General features: G+C 61.4%; 14 protein-coding genes. 2 read left to right on the top strand and 12 right to left on the bottom strand.

The window, feature by feature from the left end; translation table 11 throughout:
• Together FGE05_RS15215 and FGE05_RS15210 are read right to left on the bottom strand one after the other, a co-directional pair.
• A complete protein-coding gene (locus FGE05_RS15215; RefSeq protein ID WP_139646163.1) occupies positions 1 to 1,320 on the bottom strand; it encodes an efflux RND transporter periplasmic adaptor subunit in 1,320 nt (439 codons plus the stop codon).
• Complete coding sequence (locus FGE05_RS15210; RefSeq protein WP_139646161.1) at positions 1,317 to 2,096, bottom strand: efflux RND transporter periplasmic adaptor subunit; 780 nt, start codon at positions 2,094 to 2,096, stop codon at positions 1,317 to 1,319. The genes FGE05_RS15215 and FGE05_RS15210 overlap by 4 nt, the downstream gene beginning before the upstream one ends.
• A gap of 478 nt (positions 2,097 to 2,574) precedes the next feature.
• On the opposite strand from FGE05_RS15210, the gene FGE05_RS15205 reads away from it, so the two are divergent.
• A complete protein-coding gene (locus FGE05_RS15205; protein ID WP_139646159.1) occupies positions 2,575 to 3,264 on the top strand; it encodes an NYN domain-containing protein in 690 nt (229 codons plus the stop codon).
• A 17-nt stretch (positions 3,265 to 3,281) separates the two neighbouring features.
• Here the strand turns inward: FGE05_RS15205 and FGE05_RS15200 are convergent, their stop codons facing one another.
• From FGE05_RS15200 to FGE05_RS15155, 10 genes are all read right to left on the bottom strand, one after another.
• The gene (locus tag FGE05_RS15200) at positions 3,282 to 5,717 is read right to left on the bottom strand and encodes an alpha/beta fold hydrolase (RefSeq protein ID WP_139646157.1); all 2,436 of its coding nucleotides are present in this window, start codon (positions 5,715 to 5,717) and stop codon (positions 3,282 to 3,284) included.
• A 9-nt stretch (positions 5,718 to 5,726) separates the two neighbouring features.
• The gene (locus tag FGE05_RS15195; RefSeq protein ID WP_139646155.1) at positions 5,727 to 7,169 is read right to left on the bottom strand and encodes a TIGR01777 family oxidoreductase; all 1,443 of its coding nucleotides are present in this window, start codon (positions 7,167 to 7,169) and stop codon (positions 5,727 to 5,729) included.
• Entirely contained in the window at positions 7,162 to 7,650 is a 489-nt protein-coding gene (locus tag FGE05_RS15190) for a cell division protein (protein ID WP_139646153.1), read from the bottom strand. Before FGE05_RS15190 ends, FGE05_RS15195 begins: the two co-directional genes overlap by 8 nt.
• Positions 7,651 to 7,880: 230 nt before the next feature.
• Positions 7,881 to 8,747: an ABC transporter permease gene (locus FGE05_RS15185; protein ID WP_139646151.1), complete on the bottom strand. Its 867-nt coding sequence runs from the start codon at positions 8,745 to 8,747 to the stop codon at positions 7,881 to 7,883.
• A 12-nt stretch (positions 8,748 to 8,759) separates the two neighbouring features.
• Complete coding sequence (locus tag FGE05_RS15180; protein ID WP_139646149.1) at positions 8,760 to 9,620, bottom strand: ABC transporter ATP-binding protein; 861 nt, start codon at positions 9,618 to 9,620, stop codon at positions 8,760 to 8,762.
• 5 nt (positions 9,621 to 9,625) lie between these two features.
• Complete coding sequence (locus FGE05_RS15175; RefSeq protein WP_139646147.1) at positions 9,626 to 10,651, bottom strand: ABC transporter substrate-binding protein; 1,026 nt, start codon at positions 10,649 to 10,651, stop codon at positions 9,626 to 9,628.
• Between the two features lie 36 nt (positions 10,652 to 10,687).
• The gene (locus tag FGE05_RS15170; RefSeq protein WP_139646145.1) at positions 10,688 to 11,593 is read right to left on the bottom strand and encodes a TauD/TfdA family dioxygenase; all 906 of its coding nucleotides are present in this window, start codon (positions 11,591 to 11,593) and stop codon (positions 10,688 to 10,690) included.
• A 354-nt stretch (positions 11,594 to 11,947) separates the two neighbouring features.
• On the bottom strand, positions 11,948 to 13,315 hold the full coding sequence (locus FGE05_RS15165) for an HlyD family type I secretion periplasmic adaptor subunit (protein ID WP_139646144.1): 1,368 nt from the start codon (positions 13,313 to 13,315) through the stop codon (positions 11,948 to 11,950).
• Positions 13,305 to 15,461, bottom strand: coding sequence for a type I secretion system permease/ATPase (locus tag FGE05_RS15160; protein WP_139646142.1), 2,157 nt, complete (start codon positions 15,459 to 15,461; stop codon positions 13,305 to 13,307). Before FGE05_RS15160 ends, FGE05_RS15165 begins: the two co-directional genes overlap by 11 nt.
• Before the next feature lie 37 nt (positions 15,462 to 15,498).
• Positions 15,499 to 16,848, bottom strand: a complete 1,350-nt coding sequence (locus tag FGE05_RS15155) for a TolC family outer membrane protein (RefSeq protein ID WP_139646139.1) — start codon at positions 16,846 to 16,848, stop codon at positions 15,499 to 15,501.
• 358 nt (positions 16,849 to 17,206) lie between these two features.
• On the opposite strand from FGE05_RS15155, the gene FGE05_RS15150 reads away from it, so the two are divergent.
• Positions 17,207 to 19,366 (top strand): retention module-containing protein (locus tag FGE05_RS15150; RefSeq protein ID WP_139646137.1); only part of this gene is annotated, 2,160 nt, incomplete at its 3' end.

Below are 19,366 nucleotides of genomic sequence, written 5' to 3'. Positions count from 1 at the left end.
CTACAGACCTACGCTCTGGCGCAGACCTGCCAGTGGCCGACGCAACAGGTACAGCGCCAGCGGCGCACGATCTCCGAATATTTTCGCCGTGCCGCGCAAACCGATGCGCGGTGCCGCGGCGTCGAAGCGCGCATCCAATCGATAAGCAAGCTGCCCGGCGGCGGTGGGTTGCGCCTCATAGGCCGAACGCTCGAGCCAGGCCACATGCCGCTGCAACGGATCGCTGTCGAGAAACAATGCGACTTGCGCACCGGGGGCCAGGGTTATCGCATCGCCGACCGCCAGTTCGATGCGCAGCTCAGCCTGGCTGGGGTCGGCAATTTCCATCAATCGCTCGCCGGTCTGCACCGGCTTGCCGAGCCAGCGCTCGACATCGGCAAACACCGCGATGCCATCCCGTTCGGCACGGACTTCACTGCGCTTGAGCAACTCGAGGGCATAGTTGCGCTCGGCACGTTTCTGTTCGACGCGAGCGGCCAGGAGGTCGATCTTGGAACTCGACTCGGCGTCGGCAAACGAGCGCTGGGAGTTGGCCTTGAGCTCCGCCTCGGCCACATCCAACGCGCGCTCGGCCACGTCAGCCTGGGCCTTGAGGCTGGTGCTTTCGAAGCGCAGCAACAGGTCACCGTTCTTGACGGCCTGATTGGGCTTGACCATGAATTCGGCGATCACGCCGTCCAGCGGCGCCGCCACCACCTGGCCACCCAGCGGCACCACTTCGGCCGGGGCCAGCACCGACTGGCGCACCGGCACCAGCAAGCCCAGCAACAGCACCGCCACCAGTGCGACCTGGCGCTTGCGCGTCCAGCGCAGGCGCCATGGTTTGCGTGGTTGCAACGCCAGCCACGCATGGCTGTAGGTGTCGCCCAGTTGCGACAGCAGCACTTGCTCGGCCGGCGTCCAGGGCTGGTCGCGGGCCAGCCACAGGCCACCGAAGACCAGCCCCTTGTGATCGATCAACGGCAGCCAGAATACCTGCGCGGCCGACAGGCTTCGCCAGTCCGCCTGCACGGCTTCGCTCACCCCATCGGCGGCAATCACCCGGGCCTGGTTCAGCACGCCTTGCTTGAACAATTGCGCCACCGCCTGCTCGACAAACGCCACGAAAGGCGCATTCGGCTCCACGGCACTGACGCCAGTCACCGCCTGCACCTTGCCGGCGATCAGCAGCGCGGCGTGGCGAAACCCGAACAGGGCCTGACCATCATTGACCAGGCTGTAGCTCAGTTGCGCCGGGTTACGCGCGGCCCGCGTCTGACGCTCCAGATCGAGAAAGCGCGCAAATACCTGCTCGACGCTGCCCATGACCGGCGCGTTCACTTGGACTCCGCGAAACGGGCCGTACCGCTCATGCCGGACAGCAAGCCACTGGCGTCGGGCAGGCTCGCGACCAGCAGCAAGGTCTGGCTGCCTTCATCAATACGCGCGCCGAGGCGCTTGACCGTCGCTTGCAGCGGCCGGCCGGTTTCATCGGGGGTGAACGTAAAGGACTGTCCGGGCTTGAGCCTGCTCATCCAGCGCGACGGCACCAGCAGATGGATCTCCAGGGTGCGGTTGTCGACCACGTCCAGCAACGGCGCACCGGCCGCCACGCTTTCATAACGCTGGACCTTGCGCGCCACCACTTGCCCATCGAACGGTGCGATCACACTGCAGCGCTTGACCTGGACCTGATACACCTGGGATTGCGCCTGGGTTTCGCTGAGCCGAGCCTCGGCCCGTGAGACTTCGAAGCGCCCGACGGATTTCAATGCTTCCAGTTGCCGGTTATGCGCCAACTCCTCATTGGCGCCCCGACTCGCTGCCTGGGCTGCGTTGAGCTGGGCCTGATAAGCCGAACAATCGAAACGTGCGAGGGTATCGCCCTTCTTGAACGACTCGCCCTCACTGAACGGCAATTCGACGATACGTCCGGCCAACTCACTGGCCAACACCGCCTGATCCCGCGCCCTAAGTATTCCTCGCGCCTCGTTACCCCCTGCCGCCCCGGCCGTCACATTGCTCTCGAGCAACGGATCGTCTGCCACAGGCGTCTGCGCCTGGGCTGCGCACGTTACAAAGGCCAATCCCATAACCCAACTACGAAAACGCTGCATGACCGCTACTCCCTGACGGATGGTCGGAGTCTACGACAGCGGTGAGGAGCGTCAAGGGAGATGCGGTCAGGTTTGGGAAATCTCTTGTTTCAAAAAGGTTGGGAGAAGGTCAAAAGGCACTTGGTTTTTTGCTTACGTTGGTCGGTATCAAATCCCACAAGAGCTTAGGCAGATCCACTCACTCTCATCAGCAATAGGTGATGGATTATCCAGACCTCCAAGCGGCGTCATACTTATGGAAAACCACTGAAATACACTTTTGACCAATCGGCCCAGAAACACCTTGCCTCCACACAATAAAGACGAGCAACACTCAATCGTGCCGGTGCCGGAGCTTATCCATCCACGGTTGACGCAGGATCATCCCAGGATTACGATTTGCCCACTGCTCAACCTCGTACGCAGAGATTAGGTTCTCTGGCAGTTGGGGTGAAAACACCGGCTTCGGCCGGTTTTTTCGTCTCTGGGGATTGAGTTTGTGCGTACCGCTTTTTTCGTTGATGGCTATAACGTTTTTTATGGATTGCTCGCCGGCACGCCTTATAAATGGTTGAACCTGACGCAGCTTTTGACACACATAGCCCGGGTCGAGAATCCTCAGAGCTCACTGGCTTCCGTTGATTACTTCACGTCCTCCGTCAAACCGGAACTGGCAACGCGCGGAATAGTTTCCAAAGAAGCTCAGGACTCTTATGTGCGAGCCTTGAAGGCCAGCCAAGTTACTGTTCACTATGGACGCCATCAGCTCGAACGCGCCAATGCCCCTCGTTTTATCAGTAAAAAGATCAGTGCCTCACGCCAGGATACGGTTGCCATCTGGAAACTTGAAGAAAAGGAAACGGACGTCCACATTGCAGTCAGCATGTATCGCTTAGCCTCCAAACAAGAGGCGTTGCCATGGGGAAGACGTATCGAGCAGCTTGTGCTCGTTTCCGGCGACACCGATATGGCTCCAGCTTTGAGAGCCGTTCGAGAAGACTTTCCTCACCTCAGGATCGGCGTAGTGCTCCCCTACCGAACCGGCTCCAAGCGCCTTGCTCCCGGCTCCCTAAAAGAGCACGCTCACTGGATGCGCCGCGTTGTCACTTGTGACGAGCTCCAAGCCCACCAATTCCCCAACCGGGTGCCCACCCGCAAGGCCCCCGCCATCAAACCGGATTACTGGTAGTCACACCCCGCCCCCTTCTACTCCACTAACGTCAACTCCCCATCCCGATACAGCACCTCGCGCCCCAGCCAGGCCGCATTCACCTGCGGCAGCACCGCCGAGGGTTTGCGCAGTTCGCGCAACAAGGTCGATCCGTGGGACAAGCGTCCGCCCATGCGCGCAATCACCGCCCGGGCGTTCTGATAGTGTGCATGGCGACCTGGGTCCAAGGTCTCTTCAAGCAGAATGTCGTCGCCCAGGATGCCTTGCACCTGTCCCGGGTAGATCAGGAACCCACTCGCTTGCTCGGTGCCCTCGCGACCATCCTGCCAGAAGCTACCCTCGCGGCTGCGGATGTCCGGATGCGGTGCGAACCAATGCGCCCTTTCGGACGCCGGCATGGCGTGATGCAGGCGAAAGAAAATCCGCATCAGGTTATCGCGGTACCACTCGCGCACTTGCAGGTAGTAGCCGCGCAGCCCTGGCAAACCGCCCGAATGGGCCAGGCGAACCGCCAAGGGCCATTGGGGGAACGCCTGCAACGGCAACTCGGTCGGTGCCGGACGCGGCGTAGCCGGGTCGGTTTCCCAAGGCAGTCGATGCGGGGCGCACTCCAGGTTGTCATAGGCGGTTGGGGGTCGTCCCAGCCAGTCGCCACCGCTGCTGGCCAACGCAGTGGCGATGCACAGGTTGCCCTGGACCACGAATACATAGAAACGGGTGAACCAGTCCGCCAATCGCTGCCCGTCGACGCCCTGTCCGGTCAGTTCGAGCAGCTCCCGATCGAAGCGCCGCAACCCCCTTTCCAACGTTGGCAAATGCCCACGAGCGATGCGCTGCATGCGCAGGAACAACGGCAGCGAACGGATCAGGCGTAGCGGTCGCCAAGGCAGATGGGGCGTAGCGCCGCCGACCTCACCCGCGTAGTTGCTGGCGCTGATGCCCCAGTCCGCCAGGCGCGCGAGAAACAGGTCGTTATTGATGTATGAAGCACCGCCAAACACCGCGGTAAAGGGCTCGTTGTCCTGCAATATCCGCGAGTCCCAGCGCGCCATGATCGCGGGAATGCTCGCCGCAGCACGGCGCTGGGCGTATTCCACCAGAACACTGGGTTGCGGCGGCAGGATCTCGGCGATGTTGGCGGCAGTCAGGTGTCGACGCCAGCCGTAGTCGCTGATCGGCCGATACTGCAGCAACCAGAGTTGGCTGCCGTCCCAAGCCCACTCAACGTCACCGGGCACGTAGTGGAAAACCCGCAGCACGCTTTGCAGGAAGCGCCATAGCTGATCGGCGGTCAGGCCGTGGGAAGGCTTGAACGTGTCGCTGTTCCACGCCTCCCCCAGGCGCGAAATGATCGCGCGCTCGGGGCTCGCCTGGCCGTCGGCCAACGACTCGAGATGACCTTCGACCCACTCCAGTTCGACGGCCAAGTGACGGACGAAGGCGATCCCGGACAGCCGCGGCGTGATGAACCGCTGCACCACCACTTCCTCGACCCCCGTCGCACTCAACTCGGCAACGCGCCCCGGCACGTCCTGTGTCGATACTCGCAAGAAGGTGGTACTCAGGCCCGCGTTCGCCGCATCGGCCTGGTCTTCGCCATAACTGGAGGAGCGCACCGCCCAGAGAGCGTCCGATTGGCTGTCGAGGAACGCCGGCAGGCGCGGATCGTGGCAGTCGTTGAGCGACAGCGCCGCAGGCACCGCTTGCCCGGCCAGAGCCGCCAGGCGCAAGCGCCCACCCTTGGTATGGGCGACGAACCCTCGCTCGCCTGACTCCAGCCACGCGACGAATTCCCTCGGCGCGTCAATCCAGGGATAGTGACCCCAGCCGGGCTTCAGGCTGATGGTCAGATCGGCGCGGGCGAGAATCGCTGACCACGCCGCGGCCTGCTCGATGCCCAGCACATTGTCCTGGTCGCCCCAGACCAGTTCGACCGGGTCGGTGATCCACTCCAGCAGTGGCAGCGCGGTGTCCGCGCGCACCAGATCCCAGTGCGGCACAAAGGCACGACAGCGGGCGTACCCGGCCCCCATGCGCTGGTACTGCGCAGGCGTCCAGGTCTGGTTGGAAAACTTGCGGGCAAACAGCGTCGGCTGGTTTGCCAGTAACCAATGAATGGTTTTGCGCAGTGGCAGAGGCGACATCAACGCCGGCAGACGGCGCTGCCATAAAAAAGCTCCAACCGGCGCCAACAATACACTGCGACAGAAGTGCCCTGGTTGACGCTGCAAGGCATGCAGCACCAACAACGCATTCACCCCTACCGCCGTGATCGCGCTGCCCTTGACCGTCATCTGCAGCAAAGCCTGGGCGTAGGCGGCCAGGTCTTCGCACGGCGCTTGAGGATGATTGCCAAAGCCGGGCAGCTCCAGTGGCACCACTTCGTAGCGCTCGAAGTGCGGCAATGCATCGTCCCACCAATCGGCGGCGCTGCCGTTGCCGGCCAGCAGGTACATCAAAGGCTTGCTCATGAGCGGTCCTCAGGCCAGATCGCGCAGGGCAGCGTCGAGGGTCGGATAACGGAACCGGTACCCGGCCTCGGCAAGACGGCTCGGCACCACGCGTTGGCCGTCGAAAAACAACTGGGCCATCTCCCCTGCCAGGGCACGCACCGGTGCGGCAGGGATGTGAAACCATACCGGGCGCCTGAGAACTTTACCGACGCGCTCGGCAAACGCCCCCTGGCTGACCGTCTCCGGCGCTACCAGGTTGTAAGTGCCGTTCAGGCTCTCGTCGTCGAAGGCCCGGGCGATGACCTGGATCACATCGTCACGGTGTATCCAACTCATGATCTGCCGACCATCGCCCATCCGCCCGCCGAACCCCAGGCGAAACGGAATCAGCAAAGGCAGCAATGCCCCGCCCGGGCCAAAGACCACGCCCAGGCGCATCACCACCTGACGCAGGCCCAATTCGACGGCGGGCAACGCCGACGCTTCCCAGCGGGCACAGAGTTCGGCCATGAAACCATCGCCCTTGGCGGCACGCTCATCCAGGCTCTCACTGGCATCACGCACGCCATAAAAGCCGATGGCCGAGGCCTGGACCCACAGCGTCGGCTTGTTCCGGGCGTTCTTCAGCCAGTTGATCAATGCTTCGGTGGTATGGACCCGGCTGGCAATCAGCTGCTCCTGGCGCCGGGGACTCCAGCGTGGACCGGCCACCGGCGCCCCCGCCAGATTGATCACCACGTCGAAGATTTCGTCATGGCCCAGCTTGCTCAGCGAGCGCAGGCAACGGGCACGGCCGTCGAACAGATAGGCCGCTTTCAACGGATCCCGGGCCAACACGCTGACGGTGTGTCCGGCATCGAGCAACTGATTGACCAGTGCCTCCCCGATAAACCCGGTGCCACCGGTCACCAACACGCGCCGATGGACACCGCCCGCGAACGGATTGCCAGATTTTCCCCGGCGTTGCATGCGCAGCACCGCCAGCCCGTCACGGATACCCGAGGCACTGACACCGACGGCAAACAGCGTCAGCAACCAGCCGCGCCAGCCCAGATCGAGCGCGCCCAGGCCAGTGGGCAAACTCGCCCATTGCACCAGTTGCACCCCGTACAGCGCGAAGAACGCCCCGCCGTTGACCGCCAGCACCGTGTGCATGATGCGCTCAATGGCCGGCAGCTTGCGGCTGCGGTCTTCGACCACGAAATCCCAGAGCGTCAGGCCGATCTCCAGGGCGAACAGCAACCCGATGACAATCGCCCACGTCCCCTGGAAGGTCAGGTGGGCGATGCCCAGGAACAGAATCCCGTAGAAACACGAACGCAGGGCGTGGATCGACAGCTCCAACCGGGCGCTGTGGCGATAGGGCAGCGCGACGGTCAGTTCATGGTGATAGAGGGTATCCAGCGCGCCCAGGACAGCCTGGGCGATCAACAACGCGATGGCCCAGTCGAGGAGAGAAAAATCAGGCATGGTTTGACTCACTTAGCAGGTGGTCGACGAGGGGACTGCGGCGATCGTGACGGTAGAGCCAGAACAGCGGAGGCAGCAATGCAAACAGGGCAAGGCTGTCGAACCACAAATGCGACCAGACCTGCGCCTGGGCCGAAAGCAGCATGTCCTGGGGCGCCCAGAGCAGGATGCCGGCGATCAACCACCCCCAAGGCATCGCGCTTCTCAGTCGATTACCGAGATGGACCAGGGCCAGCATGTACAGCGAATAACTTTGCAACGTGGCGCCGAACAGCGCCAGCCACCAGACCTGCTGCGCCCGGGCAGCCGAAGGCACTGCGGCGCCGGACCAGAAAGCCTGTTCGATGGTTTGCAGATAGCCGTCGAGCAATCCCGCATGCCCTGCCCAGGTCAGCACGAGGCTGACCAGCAGATGCATGAGGGCAGCGGCGTATAGCCAAGCGACCAGGGCTTTGCGAAGGGAGCTGGGAGGGGCTGGCATTCCGTGTCCTGAGACTTGCTTGAGAGCCGCAAGTCTAAAGGAAAAGAAAGTGGCTTTACCTGGCTAATTGGGCTGAGTTGAAGTCCGCCATCGCGAGCAGGCTCGCTCCCACAGGAAATGGGCGCGAGCGCGAATGTCACAACCAGCACAGACCCTGTGTGGGAGCAAGCCTGCTCGCGATGGCGTCCGCCCAGACAACCGCTTACCTGAACATCATGACAGCCCTTCCATCAACGCTGCATCCCCCAACGCTTCACCGTCACCCGCTCCAGGTTGTCGAACACCAGGTTCTCCACCATCAAGCCGATCAGGATCACCACCGCCAACCCGGCAAAGACCTTGTCGGTGTATAGCTCGTTACGGTTCTGGAAGATGTACCAACCCAGGCCGCCCTTACCGCTGGTGGCGCCGAACACCAGTTCAGCGGCGATCAACGTACGCCAGGCAAAGGCCCAGCCGATTTTCAACCCCGCGAGGATCGACGGCAGCGCTGCGGGGATCAGGATGAACAGCACGAAGCGCAGACCCTTGAGCCCATAATTGCGCCCCGCCATGCGCAAGGTTTCGGACACGCCGAGAAAGCCCGCGTACATATTCAGCGCCAACGCCCACAGCACCGAATGCACCAACACGAAGATCAGGCTGTTCTGCCCCAGGCCGAACCACAACAATGCCAGCGGCAGCAAGGCGATGGCTGGCAATGGATTGAACATCGACGTGAGGGTGCTGAGCAGGTCCCGCCCCAACCGCGTCGACACCGCCAGGGTCGTCAGGCCAAACGCCAGGGCGATGCCCAGCAGATATCCCTTGAGCAGCACCGCCAGGGAAATCCAGACCTTGCCCAACAGTTCGCCACTGCGCAGCCCTTCGTACAAAGCACTGGCGGTTTGCAGGAAACCCGGCAGCAACAAGTCATTGTTCTGGTAGCGGGCCAGCCCCTCCCATAACAGCGCCAGCAGCACGAGGATCAAGCTCTTGCGCAGCCAACCCTGCTGCCAGAGACGCTGGCCCAGGGGTAACTCCCGTTCCAGCGGCAGTTGGGTCAGGGGTTGCAGGTCAACTTCATATTCTTCGCGCACAGGCGATAAACGGCTCATGGGTCGCCCCTCTCAATACGCGATACGAATGTCGGCAAAATCCAGTTCCCGTTCGGTGTCGGGCCCTGGGCCTTGCTCGAACAGCAACCGATGAATCCGCCGGGCCGTCTGCTGGAATGCCACGCCACCCAGGCTATGCAGGTCGAATTGATGGCTGTGGATCTCCGCCCTTACCCGCCCCGGATGCGGTGAGAGCAGCAGGATACGATTGCCCACCACCAACGCTTCTTCGATGGAGTGAGTGACGAACAGCAGTGTGAAGCGCACCTCTTCCCAGAGCAGCAGCAGTTCCTCCTGCATCTTGCGTCGGGTCAGGGCATCGAGGGCGGCGAAGGGCTCGTCCATCAAGAGGATTTTCGGTTGCATCGCGAGTGCCCGGGCGATGGCGACACGGGCCTTCATGCCACCCGACAACGTGTGCGGATAGGCATCGACAAAGGCCCCCAACCCGACCTTGTCCAGGTAATGCAACGCCCGCTCTTCGGCCTCGGCACGCTTGAGGGTGCGCGAGGCCAGGAGTGCGAACATTACGTTCTGCTTGACGGTTTTCCAGGGCGGCAACTGATCGAATTCCTGGAACACCACGACCCGGTCGGGCCCTGGTGCGTTGACGGCTTCTCGTTGCAGGCGGATCTCGCCTTCCTGCGATGCGATGAAACCGCCGATGGCCTTGAGCAATGTGGACTTGCCACAACCCGACGGGCCGAGCAGCACGAAGCGGTCCGCCGGATCGACGTCGAAGCTGACTCGATGGGTGGCCCGCACCACGCGTTGGGAGGTGCGGTACTCCAGGCTGACGTTATCCACTGACAACAACGGGGTATCGATGCGAGCGGGGTTGCTGGCCGCGTGGCCTTGCAATAGCGCGGTCATGGCGATCAACTCCCCTGCAATGGCTTGGCATCCTGGAAGAAATAATCCTCCCAGGAGGCCGGCTTGTTCTTGATCGCGCCAACGCGGTACAGGAATTCGGCCAGCGGGTAGGTGTTCTTCGGCGTGACCGTGAATTCGATCTGCGGGTTATCGATGATCTTCAGCAGCGTCGCCCGATCGATCTTGGCCTGGGTCACCCGCAGGTAGGTATCCGCCGCCGCGCCTTTGTCCTTCTGGGCAAACTCGGCCGCTTCGGTCAGCGCCTCGACGAACGCCTTGTAGGTTTTCGGGTTCTCATCGCGAAATTTCTCGGTGGCGAACAACACTGTGGGGGAGTTCGGCCCCAACACATCATAGGAATTGAGCACCACATGAACGCCCGGGGTTTGCAGCGCCTGGTCCTGGAACGGCGGGTTAGAGAAATGTCCGGTCAACTCCGTGCCACCGGCGATCAAAGCCGCCGTCGCGTCCGGGTGTGGAACGGCCAGGGTGTACTTGTCCAGGCGATTGAATTCCTTGTCGCCCCACTGCTTCGCGGCGGCGTACTGCAGGAAACGTGACTGCACCGAAACACCTACCGCCGGCACCGCGATACGATCCTGCTCGGTGAAGTCGGCGATAGTCTTGACCTTGGGGTTGTTGCTCAACAGGTAATAAGGAAAGTTACCCAGAGAAGCCACCGCCTTGACGTTCTGCTTGCCGCGGGTGCGGTCCCAGATGGTCAGCAATGGGCCGACCCCGGCGCCAGCAATGTCGATGGAGCCCGACAGTAACGCATCGTTGACCGCCGCGCCGCCAGACAACTGGGTCCAGTCGACCTTGATGTCGATGCCTTCCTGCTTGCCGTGTTTCTCGATCAACTGCTGGTCACGGACCACGTTCAGCAGCAGGTACACGATGCCGAACTGCTCCGCGATACGAATCTCACCCTCGGCGCGGGCGCTGGAGGGTGCCACCAGGCTACCGGCCAACAGGCTGAATCCCAGGCCGACGGCAGCGGCCAGCGGCGCAAAAGCAATGCGTTTGGACATGTTGATTCTCCGGGCGCTATGCGCGTGGGCAGCCAATCAGAAAGGGGCGTCGCCCTGGATGGTGGTGCGGTACAGCTTGCGACGCAGATGACTCGGGCAACCGGCGGCCAGATGGATCAGCGAGCGGTTGTCCCAGAACACCAGGTCGTGGGGCTGCCATTGATGGCGATAGATATTCCGGGGCAACACGCTGTGTGCGTACAACTCGGCCAGCAGCGCTTTGCTTTCGTCCTCCGGCAAACCGACGATGCGGGTGGTGAAGCCTTCACTGACGAACAACGCCTTGCGCCCGGTTTCCGGATGGGTGCGCACGATCGGGTGAACCACCTCGGCGACCTGGGCCAGTTGCTCCGGTGTCAGCTTCGGTCGCCAGTTGCCTTCGAATTTGCTTTCGCTGTAGCGCGCGGTATAGGAGTGCGCCGCCGAACGGCCTTCCACGGCTTTGCGCAACGCCCCGGGCAAGCCATCCCAGGCCTTGTGCATGTCAGCGAACAGCGTATCGCCACCTTCGCTCGGCAACTCCTGCGCGTGGAGCATCGACCCCAGGCTGGGCAGTTGTTTATAGGAAAGGTCGGAATGCCAGAACTTCCCGGCGTCGCCCAGACCGATGGACTGGCCGTTCTCGATGATGTTGGAAACGATGAGAATTTCGGGATGCCCGGCCAACAGGAACTGCTTAAGCACATGAATCTGCAGCACGCCAAAACGGCGGCTGAAGGCGATGTGCTGTTCAGGGGTAATGCGTTGATCACGGAACACCACGACGTGATGGTCCAAGTGCGCCCGATGGATACGGGCGAAATCCTGGTCATTGAGCGGTCGGGACAGGTCCAGGCCAATGATCTCGGCGCCAACGGCGCCGTTGAACGGGCGGATTTCGAAGCTTTGCGGCGCGATATTCTCGACGCTTGGAAAATCCGGGGAATAAGAAACGGCTGGCATACATCACTCCTACGCACAGCGCGCTTCATGGGCGCGCCTCGATCAAAAACTCACGGCATGGCCGTATGGGTTCGTGTCGTGCGGCGCGCCGATTGGTCGGCAGGTACGCAGGGGTATGACTTTATCGGTATAAGAATCTAAATTTAAATACCGTTAGTGAATAACTATATGGCTTGGAGTTTTCATCTGTCCCTGTGGCGAGGGGATTTATCCCCGCTGGGCTGCGAAGCGGCCCCAAACCAAGCAACTCAATCTGCCTGATACGCCAGGGTGCATGGCTTCAGGGCTGCTGCGCAGCCCAGCGGGGATAAATCCCCTCGCCACAGGGGACGGGGCGGCCTCGATTGCTCGTCTCTACCGCTCGTGCAACGCCTCGGCCCGGGCCTTGATGATGGGCTTGAGCAGGTAGCTGAGCACGGTTTTCTTGCCGGTGATGATGTCCACCGAGGCCACCATGCCCGGGATGATCAGCAGCGGTTTGTCATCGGTGCCCAGGTGGCTGCGCTCGGTGCGCAGCTTGATGATGTAGTAGGTGGTTTTCTTGTCTTCGTCGGTGATGGTGTCGGCGCCGATCTGTTCCAGCTTGGCCTTCAGCCCACCGTAGATGGTGTAGTCATACGCGGTGAATTTCACCGTGGCGTCCTGGCCAGGGTGCAGGAAGGCGATGTCCTGGGGACGGATTTTCGCTTCCACCAGGATGGTATCGTCCAGCGGCACGATCTCCACCAGGTCACTGCCAGGCTGGATCACGCCACCGATGGTGTTCACCAGCATTTTGTTGACGATACCCCGCACGGGCGACGTTACCAGCGTGCGGCTTACGCGGTCTTCCAAGGCCTTGCCAGTCGCCTGGGCCTTGTTCAGGTCGGTACGCGCCTCGTTGAGCTGGGTCAGCGCTTCGCTGCGGAACTTGCCGCGGGTCTCGTCGATCTTGCGTTGCACTTCCTTGATCGCCGATTCGGCGCGAGGAATCGCCAGCGTCGTGGCATCCAGTTGCCCGCGGGTCTCGACTTCAGCACGCTTGAGCCGCAGCACTTCCACCGGTGATACCGCGCCCTGAGCCACCAATGGTTCAGACATGTTGATTTCCTGGCGTTGCAACGCCAGGCCGGAACGGTACTGCGCCTGCTTCGAAATGAACTCGCGCAACTCCTGCTGGCGCTGCACCAGTTGCTCCTGCAACCCACCGATTTCATCGTGCAATTGCTGGCGACGGCTGATGTACAGCGACTCTTCACTGGCGGCCTGGCCCGGCACAGCCTTGAGCACGTCGGCCGGGAAGTTCAGCGGCCGGTCGTCGACCTCGGCACTCAATCGTTCGACCCGCAACAGCATGGACAGGCGATCCGCCTCGGTTTCCCCCACATTTGAGACGAACCGTGTGTCGTCCAGACGAATCAACGGCGCACCGGCCTCGACAATCTGCCCTTCCTTGATGAACAACTCGGCGACGATGCCGCCCTCCAGATTCTGGATCTTCTGGATCTTGGACGACGGAATCGCCTTGCCGTCGCCCTTGGTCACTTCGTCGACCACAGCGAAGTTGGCCCACAGCACCAGGAACACAAAGAACGCGATGATGCCCCAGATCGTCAGGCGCACCACTCGTGGTGCGTCTTCGATCAGGGCCTTGTTGACCTCCGGCAGGGGTTGCCCACTAAGCGAAGCGGAGCCTTTGAAATAACGGCCCACGGAATCCTTGATACCCGACTTAAGCAACACTGATCTGCCCCTTCTTCAACGCTTCCATCACGGCAGCTTTCGGGCCGTCGGCCAGGATCTGTCCACGGTCGATCACCAGCAGGCGATCCACCAGCGACAGCAAGGATGCCCGGTGCGTCACCAGCAGCACGGTCTTGTTTTCCACCACGGAGGCAAGGCGCTGCTTGAGGCGTTCCTCACCGGTGTTGTCCATGGCGCTGGTGGGTTCGTCCAGCAGCAGGATCGGTGGGTTGAGCAGCAGCGCACGGGCCAGGGCAACGTTCTGGCGCTGACCGCCGGACAAGTTTTGCCCGCGCTCGCCGACTTGCAATTCATAGCCCTGGGGATGCAGGCGCGCGAACTCATGCACACCCGCCAGTTCGGCGGCCTGGAGCACCAACTCGTCTTCGACATAACGGGCGCCTGAGGTCAGGTTGTCCCGCAGGGTGCCGGCCAGCAGTTGGATGTCCTGGGGGACGTAACCGACGTTGTAGCGCAACTCGCTGACATCGATCTGACGAATGTCCACGCCATCCACCAACAAGGCACCATCGTCCGGCTGGTAAAGGCCCACCAACAACTTCGCCAGGGAGCTCTTGCCCGAACCACTACGGCCGATGATGCCGATTTTCTCACCAGGCTTGATGACCAGGTTGATGTTCTTCAGCGCGGGGTTCTGTTGGTTCGGGTAGGTGAAATTCAATTGCCGGCATTCGATGGCACCCTGCAGGACCTTGCGGCTCAACGGACGCTCTTCGAAATTGCGCTCCTGGGGCAGCTCCATCATCTGATCGACGGAGGTCATGGTCACCCGCGCCTGCTGGTAACGGGTCAGCAGGCCCGACAGCGACGCCAGCGGGCTGAGGGCACGGCCACTGAGCATGTAGCAGGCAACCAGCCCACCCATACTCAAGTTACCGGCGATGATCAGGTAGACACCGAAGACGATCATGATCACGCCCGCCAGTTGCTGGATCAGCAAGGTGATGTTCATCGCCAGCCCGGACAGCATTTTTACCCGCAGCTCGAGACGGCTGAGGGTGCCGATAGTCTGCTCCCACTGGTATTGACGCTCGCTCTCGGCGTTATTGACCTTCACCGCATCCAGGCCGGCCAGGGTCTCGATCAGGCTGGACTGGCGCTCGGCGCCCAAGGCCATGGTTCGCTCCATGGTCGCCACCAGGGGCTTCTGCAATGCGTAGCCGATCAGCAGGGCGATCGGGAACGCCAGCACCGGAATCCACACCAGGTGTCCGCCAATAATCGCGATGACCATGAAGATCAACAAGGTAAACGGCAGGTCGATCAGGCTGGTAAGGGTCAGCGAGGCGAGGAAGTCTCGCAGGCTCTGGAATTCATGGATGTTCTGGGCAAAGCTGCCGACCCGCGCCGGACGGTACTTCATCGCCATGCCGACGATACGCTCGAACAGCGTGGCGGAAATGATCAGGTCGGTCTTCTTGCCCGCCAGGTCCAGGCACAGGCTGCGCAACATTTTCAGGATCAGGTCGAACAGATAGGCACCGGTGATGCCGATGGCCAATACCCACAAGGTCGACTCGGCCTGGTTTGGCACGACTCGGTCGTAGACGTTCATCACGAACAGCGGCGCAGCCATGGCGATGATGTTGATCAGCAGGCTCGCGGCAATCGCATCGGCGTACAGCCAACGGGAACGCTTGAGGGTATCGCGAAACCACGAGCGCGCCCGGGGAATGAGCGTGCCGTGGTTCACATCGAATTTGTGCTGGGGCTGGGCGAAGAAGACCTTGCCGCTGTAGTCGTCGGCCAGCAGTTCACGACTGACCGTCACTTCTCCGCCGTCGCTTTCGCTGAGCAGCAGCCGCGCCTGATCGTCACCGACCCAGCCCAGCAACACCGCACTGCGACCGTCCTTGAGCAGCAACAAGGCCGGCATGGCAATGGTCGGGATCTGCTCGAGCCGGCGTTGCAGCACCCGGCCTTGCAAGCCGGCCCGGGCGGCAGCGCGCGACAATAATTCGACGCTCAGCCGTTGCTTGGGCAGCGGCAGCCCGGTGGTGAGCATCGCCGCGCTGGCCGGTTTCTGATGCAGCATGCAGAGCGCCAGCAACCCGTCCAGCAACGGGTCGTCATGCAGCGTGCGCGGGTCATGGACTAGTTCGACTCGACTGACTTCTGATTCCACGCTCTGCACTCTTTACTGATCAAACTGGATGGATGATTCAATTCATCCCAGGCAACTGGACCTTGGGTTTCACGTCATTCTGCACAACGGATGCCAACGGCGCGACTACCCCCTGACTTTTGAGCAGCTCGCCCATGGTTGCCTTGATCCGATACTGGGTGAACAACTGCACGTTCTTGATTTCCGCCAACCGCCGGGAGGCACTGAACAGCTCGTTTTCGCTGTCGAGCAAGTCGAGCAGGGTCCGCTCGCCGAGGCTGAACTGCTTCTGGTAGGCGTTACGCACGCTGGCGCTGCGGTCCACGTATTGCTGGGCAATCGGTACTTGGGCATTGGCATTGTTGAGAGCGTTCCAGGCCAGGCCCAGTTCTTCGGTCAGTTGACGCAAGGCGTTGTTACGGATGTCCAGGGCCTGGTTGGACAGGTAGGACTTGGACTCCAGATCCGCCTTGTTGCTGCCGCCGGCATACAGGTTGAAACGCATGCGCAGCATGGCCTGCCATTCGTTGTTGTGACCGTCCTGGCCGTCCAGGTCGTTGTCAGCGGTGCGACCCAGTTCGGCGTCGAAGCGTGGGTAGAAGCTCGACTTGGCAGCTTCGTACTGTTTCTCGGTAGCGACGATGTCCGCCTCGGCCGAACGCAGTACCGGGCTGTTTTCCAGCATCTGGGCACGAGCTTCCGTCAGGTTGGCCGGCAGCAGCGCCATAAAATCGGCGGGGCGTTCCAGTTGGTCAGGCAACTGGCCCACGGCACTGAGGTAGTTGGTCTCGGCGTCGGCCAGATTGGTCTGCTCGGTGATCAGGTTGTTGCGGGCCTGGGCCACGCGTGCTTCGGCCTGATCGTGGTCGGCACGGTTGCCCACGCCGCGCTCGGTACGCAGTTTGATCTGATCGAAGATGCGCTCGTGGCTCTTGAGGTTCTCCTCGGCCAGGCGTACGAACTCGCGCCGGGTCAGCACATCCAGATAAACCTGGGCCACGGTCAGGCCGGTGCGCTCGGAGGTATCGAGCAGCGAATAGGCGCGGGCATTAACGGTGGCTTGTTGACGCCCCACTTCACTGGACGTCGCAAAACCGTCAAAAACCATTTGTGTCACACGCAGGCTCGACTCGCCGCGATTCAGGGTTTCCCAATGATTGTTACTGCCCGACCGGGTCGTGACACTGTCGGTGCCTTCGCGACCATACCCCGCCGCCACGTCTACCCGGGGCAGGTAACCGCCCTTGGCCGCCTTGAGTTGATAGTCCGCTGCCAGGCGGCTGTTCACTCCAGCCTGGATTTCAGGATGTACGTCCAGGGCCTGTTGCATAGCCTGCGGCAAGGTTTGTGCCTGCACGAAACTGGCAGCGAGAGCGAAGGGTAAAGCCATTAACAAATGCGAACGCATGGTGTTTTTTCTTCCTGAAACGCTTGTCTTGGATCACAGCGAAACGAGGCGCTGCATCGTATGATGGCAACCGGAATTACCGTATGTCGGAAAGTTCGAAGCAGGTACTGAATCTTGCAGCGAAAGAACAAGCCGCCACTTAAATATCAATGTGACATGACCGATACAATTGTTTAGGATGCCCAGAGGAAGGTCAATAGTTTGGCGAAAACAAAAATCCCAAGAATTTAAGCCAAATTGTTGACATATCAAAGCGTCAAATAACCTTATCAAGTAAAGCCAAAACGTCCAGACCGCCGCTATCCACAGCTTGCGGGCCCATGGAAGTTTACTGAACGTGGCATCCGGAGAGTCATCAATGAGCAGCGTTATTGCCGTCGTCAAAAGCATTGTCGGTCAGGTTTTCGCCGTGTCCCCGGAGGGTATCCGGCGCGTGCTCATTGAAGGTGATCGTCTGTTTACAGGCGATCAGTTGGACACCGGTCCTGCCGGCTCCGTCACGTTGGACCTGGCCGATGGCCGCACCCTCGATCTGGGCCGAGACACCCAATGGAGCGCCAACACTCCAGACTCATCCACTGATCTCGAACAGGCCACTGCCCAGGCCGCGCCGTCGGTGGAAGAACTGCAGCAGGCCATCGCAGCCGGTGTCGACCCGACTACAGCCCTCGAAGCCACCGCCGCCGGAGCGGGCGAAACGAGTACCGGTGGTTCCGCCGGTGGCGGCCACAGCGTTGTCGTGCTGGATGCCACGGCTGGCAGCGTCGACCCGACTGTCGGTTTCCCAACTGAAGGCCTGGGCGCGACCAACGCCGCGAATAACAACATCACCGGCCTGGCCACCAATGCCAACGCCAATACCACTGCCAACACCCTGATCAATTCAACGCTGACGCTGAGCGCCACCCCGACCCTGACCGAGGCCGGTGGCGTGCTGGTCTATACCGCGACCGTTACTCAGGCGCCCCTGACCGACCTGACGGTAACCCTGTCCAATGGCTCGGTGATCGTGATTTCCGCCGGACAAACCACCGGCAGCGTCAACGTCCCACTGGCACCGAACGACACCGTCTACAACGACCCAAGCCAGATCAGCGTGACCGTGACCGGCACCACCGGTGGCAGCGGTATCGCCGTGACCCTGCCCACCACGCCAGCCGTGACCCAGATCACCGACACCATCGACACCACCAATGTCACCCTGACCGCAGGCGAGACGGTGACCGAAGGGGGGCAGATCACCTACACCGCGACATTGACCAACCCGGCACAGACCCCAGTGACCGTGACCTTGAGCAATGGCTCGGTCATTACCATCGCTGCGGGCCAGACCACCGGCACCGTTGCCGTCGACACTCCGACCAACGACGTCTACAACAACGGCAGTACCGTCAGCACCACCATCACCGGTGCGACCGGTGGCAACTTCGAAAACCTGGTGCCGAGCACCGCGCCTGCGGTCACCACGATCACTGATTCGGTAGACACCACAGGCCTGACCCTGAGCGCCACCAACAACATCACCGAAGGCGGCCAGATCACCTATACCGCCACGCTGACCAATCCGGCCCAGACCCCAGTCACTGTAACCTTGAGCAATGGCTCGGTGATCACCATCGCTGCCGGTCAAACTACGGGTACCGTCAATGTCGAGACGCCAGCCAACGACGTCTACAACAATGGCGGCACCGTCAGCACCACCATCACCGGCGCAACCGGCGGCAACTTCGAAAACCTGGTGCCAAGCACCACGCCAGCCGTCACTACCATTACCGACTCGGTGGACACCACTGGCCTGACCTTGAGTGCCAGCGAGAACATCACTGAAGGCGGTTCGATTGTTTACACCGCGACTCTGACCAATGCCGCGCAGACGCCAGTGACCGTGACCTTGAGCAACGGCTCGGTCATCACCATCGCAGCGGGCGAAACCACAGGCAGCGTCAATGTCGAGACACTAGCTAACGACGTCTACAACAACGGCAGCACCATCAGCACCACCATTACCGGTGCGACTGGTGGCAACTTCGAGAATCTGGTGCCGAGCACCACGCCTGCGGTTACCACCATTACTGACTCGGTGGACACCACTGGTTTGACCCTGAGCGCCAGCGAAGGCATCACCGAAGGTGGTTCGATTGTTTACACCGCAACGCTGACCAATGCCGCGCAGACGCCAGTCACCGTCACCTTGAGCAACGGCTCGGTCATCACCATCGCAGCGGGTGAAACCACCGGCAGCGTCAATGTCGAGACACTAGCCAACGACGTCTACAACAACGGCAGTACCGTCAGCACTACCATCACCGGTGCCACCGGCGGCAACTTCGAAAACCTGGTTCCGGACACGACGCCTGCGGTTACCACGATCACTGATTCGGTGGATAACACTGGCCTGACTCTGAGCGCCAGCGAAACCATCACCGAAGGCGGCCAGATCACCTATACCGCGACGCTGACCAACGCGGCGCAAACGCCAGTGACCGTGACGCTGAGCAATGGCTCGGTGATTAACATC

The sequence above is a fragment of the Pseudomonas sp. ICMP22404 genome (genome assembly GCF_006227205.1).
Classification (GTDB): domain Bacteria; phylum Pseudomonadota; class Gammaproteobacteria; order Pseudomonadales; family Pseudomonadaceae; genus Aquipseudomonas.
This window is presented reverse-complemented; position numbering and strand designations above follow the sequence as displayed.

What these genes read in the sequence shown, in the direction of transcription:
- FGE05_RS15195 (WP_139646155.1), bottom strand. Translation starts at nt 7,169, where the DNA reads ATGCCTGATTTTTCTCTCCTCGACTGGGCCATCGCGTTGTTGATCGCC.
- FGE05_RS15170 (WP_139646145.1), bottom strand. Translation starts at nt 11,593, where the DNA reads ATGCCAGCCGTTTCTTATTCCCCGGATTTTCCAAGCGTCGAGAATATC.
- FGE05_RS15175 (WP_139646147.1), bottom strand. Translation starts at nt 10,651, where the DNA reads ATGTCCAAACGCATTGCTTTTGCGCCGCTGGCCGCTGCCGTCGGCCTG.
- FGE05_RS15200 (WP_139646157.1), bottom strand. Translation starts at nt 5,717, where the DNA reads ATGAGCAAGCCTTTGATGTACCTGCTGGCCGGCAACGGCAGCGCCGCC.
- FGE05_RS15190 (WP_139646153.1), bottom strand. Translation starts at nt 7,650, where the DNA reads ATGCCAGCCCCTCCCAGCTCCCTTCGCAAAGCCCTGGTCGCTTGGCTA.
- FGE05_RS15210 (WP_139646161.1), bottom strand. Translation starts at nt 2,096, where the DNA reads ATGCAGCGTTTTCGTAGTTGGGTTATGGGATTGGCCTTTGTAACGTGC.
- FGE05_RS15180 (WP_139646149.1), bottom strand. Translation starts at nt 9,620, where the DNA reads ATGACCGCGCTATTGCAAGGCCACGCGGCCAGCAACCCCGCTCGCATC.
- FGE05_RS15185 (WP_139646151.1), bottom strand. Translation starts at nt 8,747, where the DNA reads ATGAGCCGTTTATCGCCTGTGCGCGAAGAATATGAAGTTGACCTGCAA.
- FGE05_RS15155 (WP_139646139.1), bottom strand. Translation starts at nt 16,848, where the DNA reads ATGCGTTCGCATTTGTTAATGGCTTTACCCTTCGCTCTCGCTGCCAGT.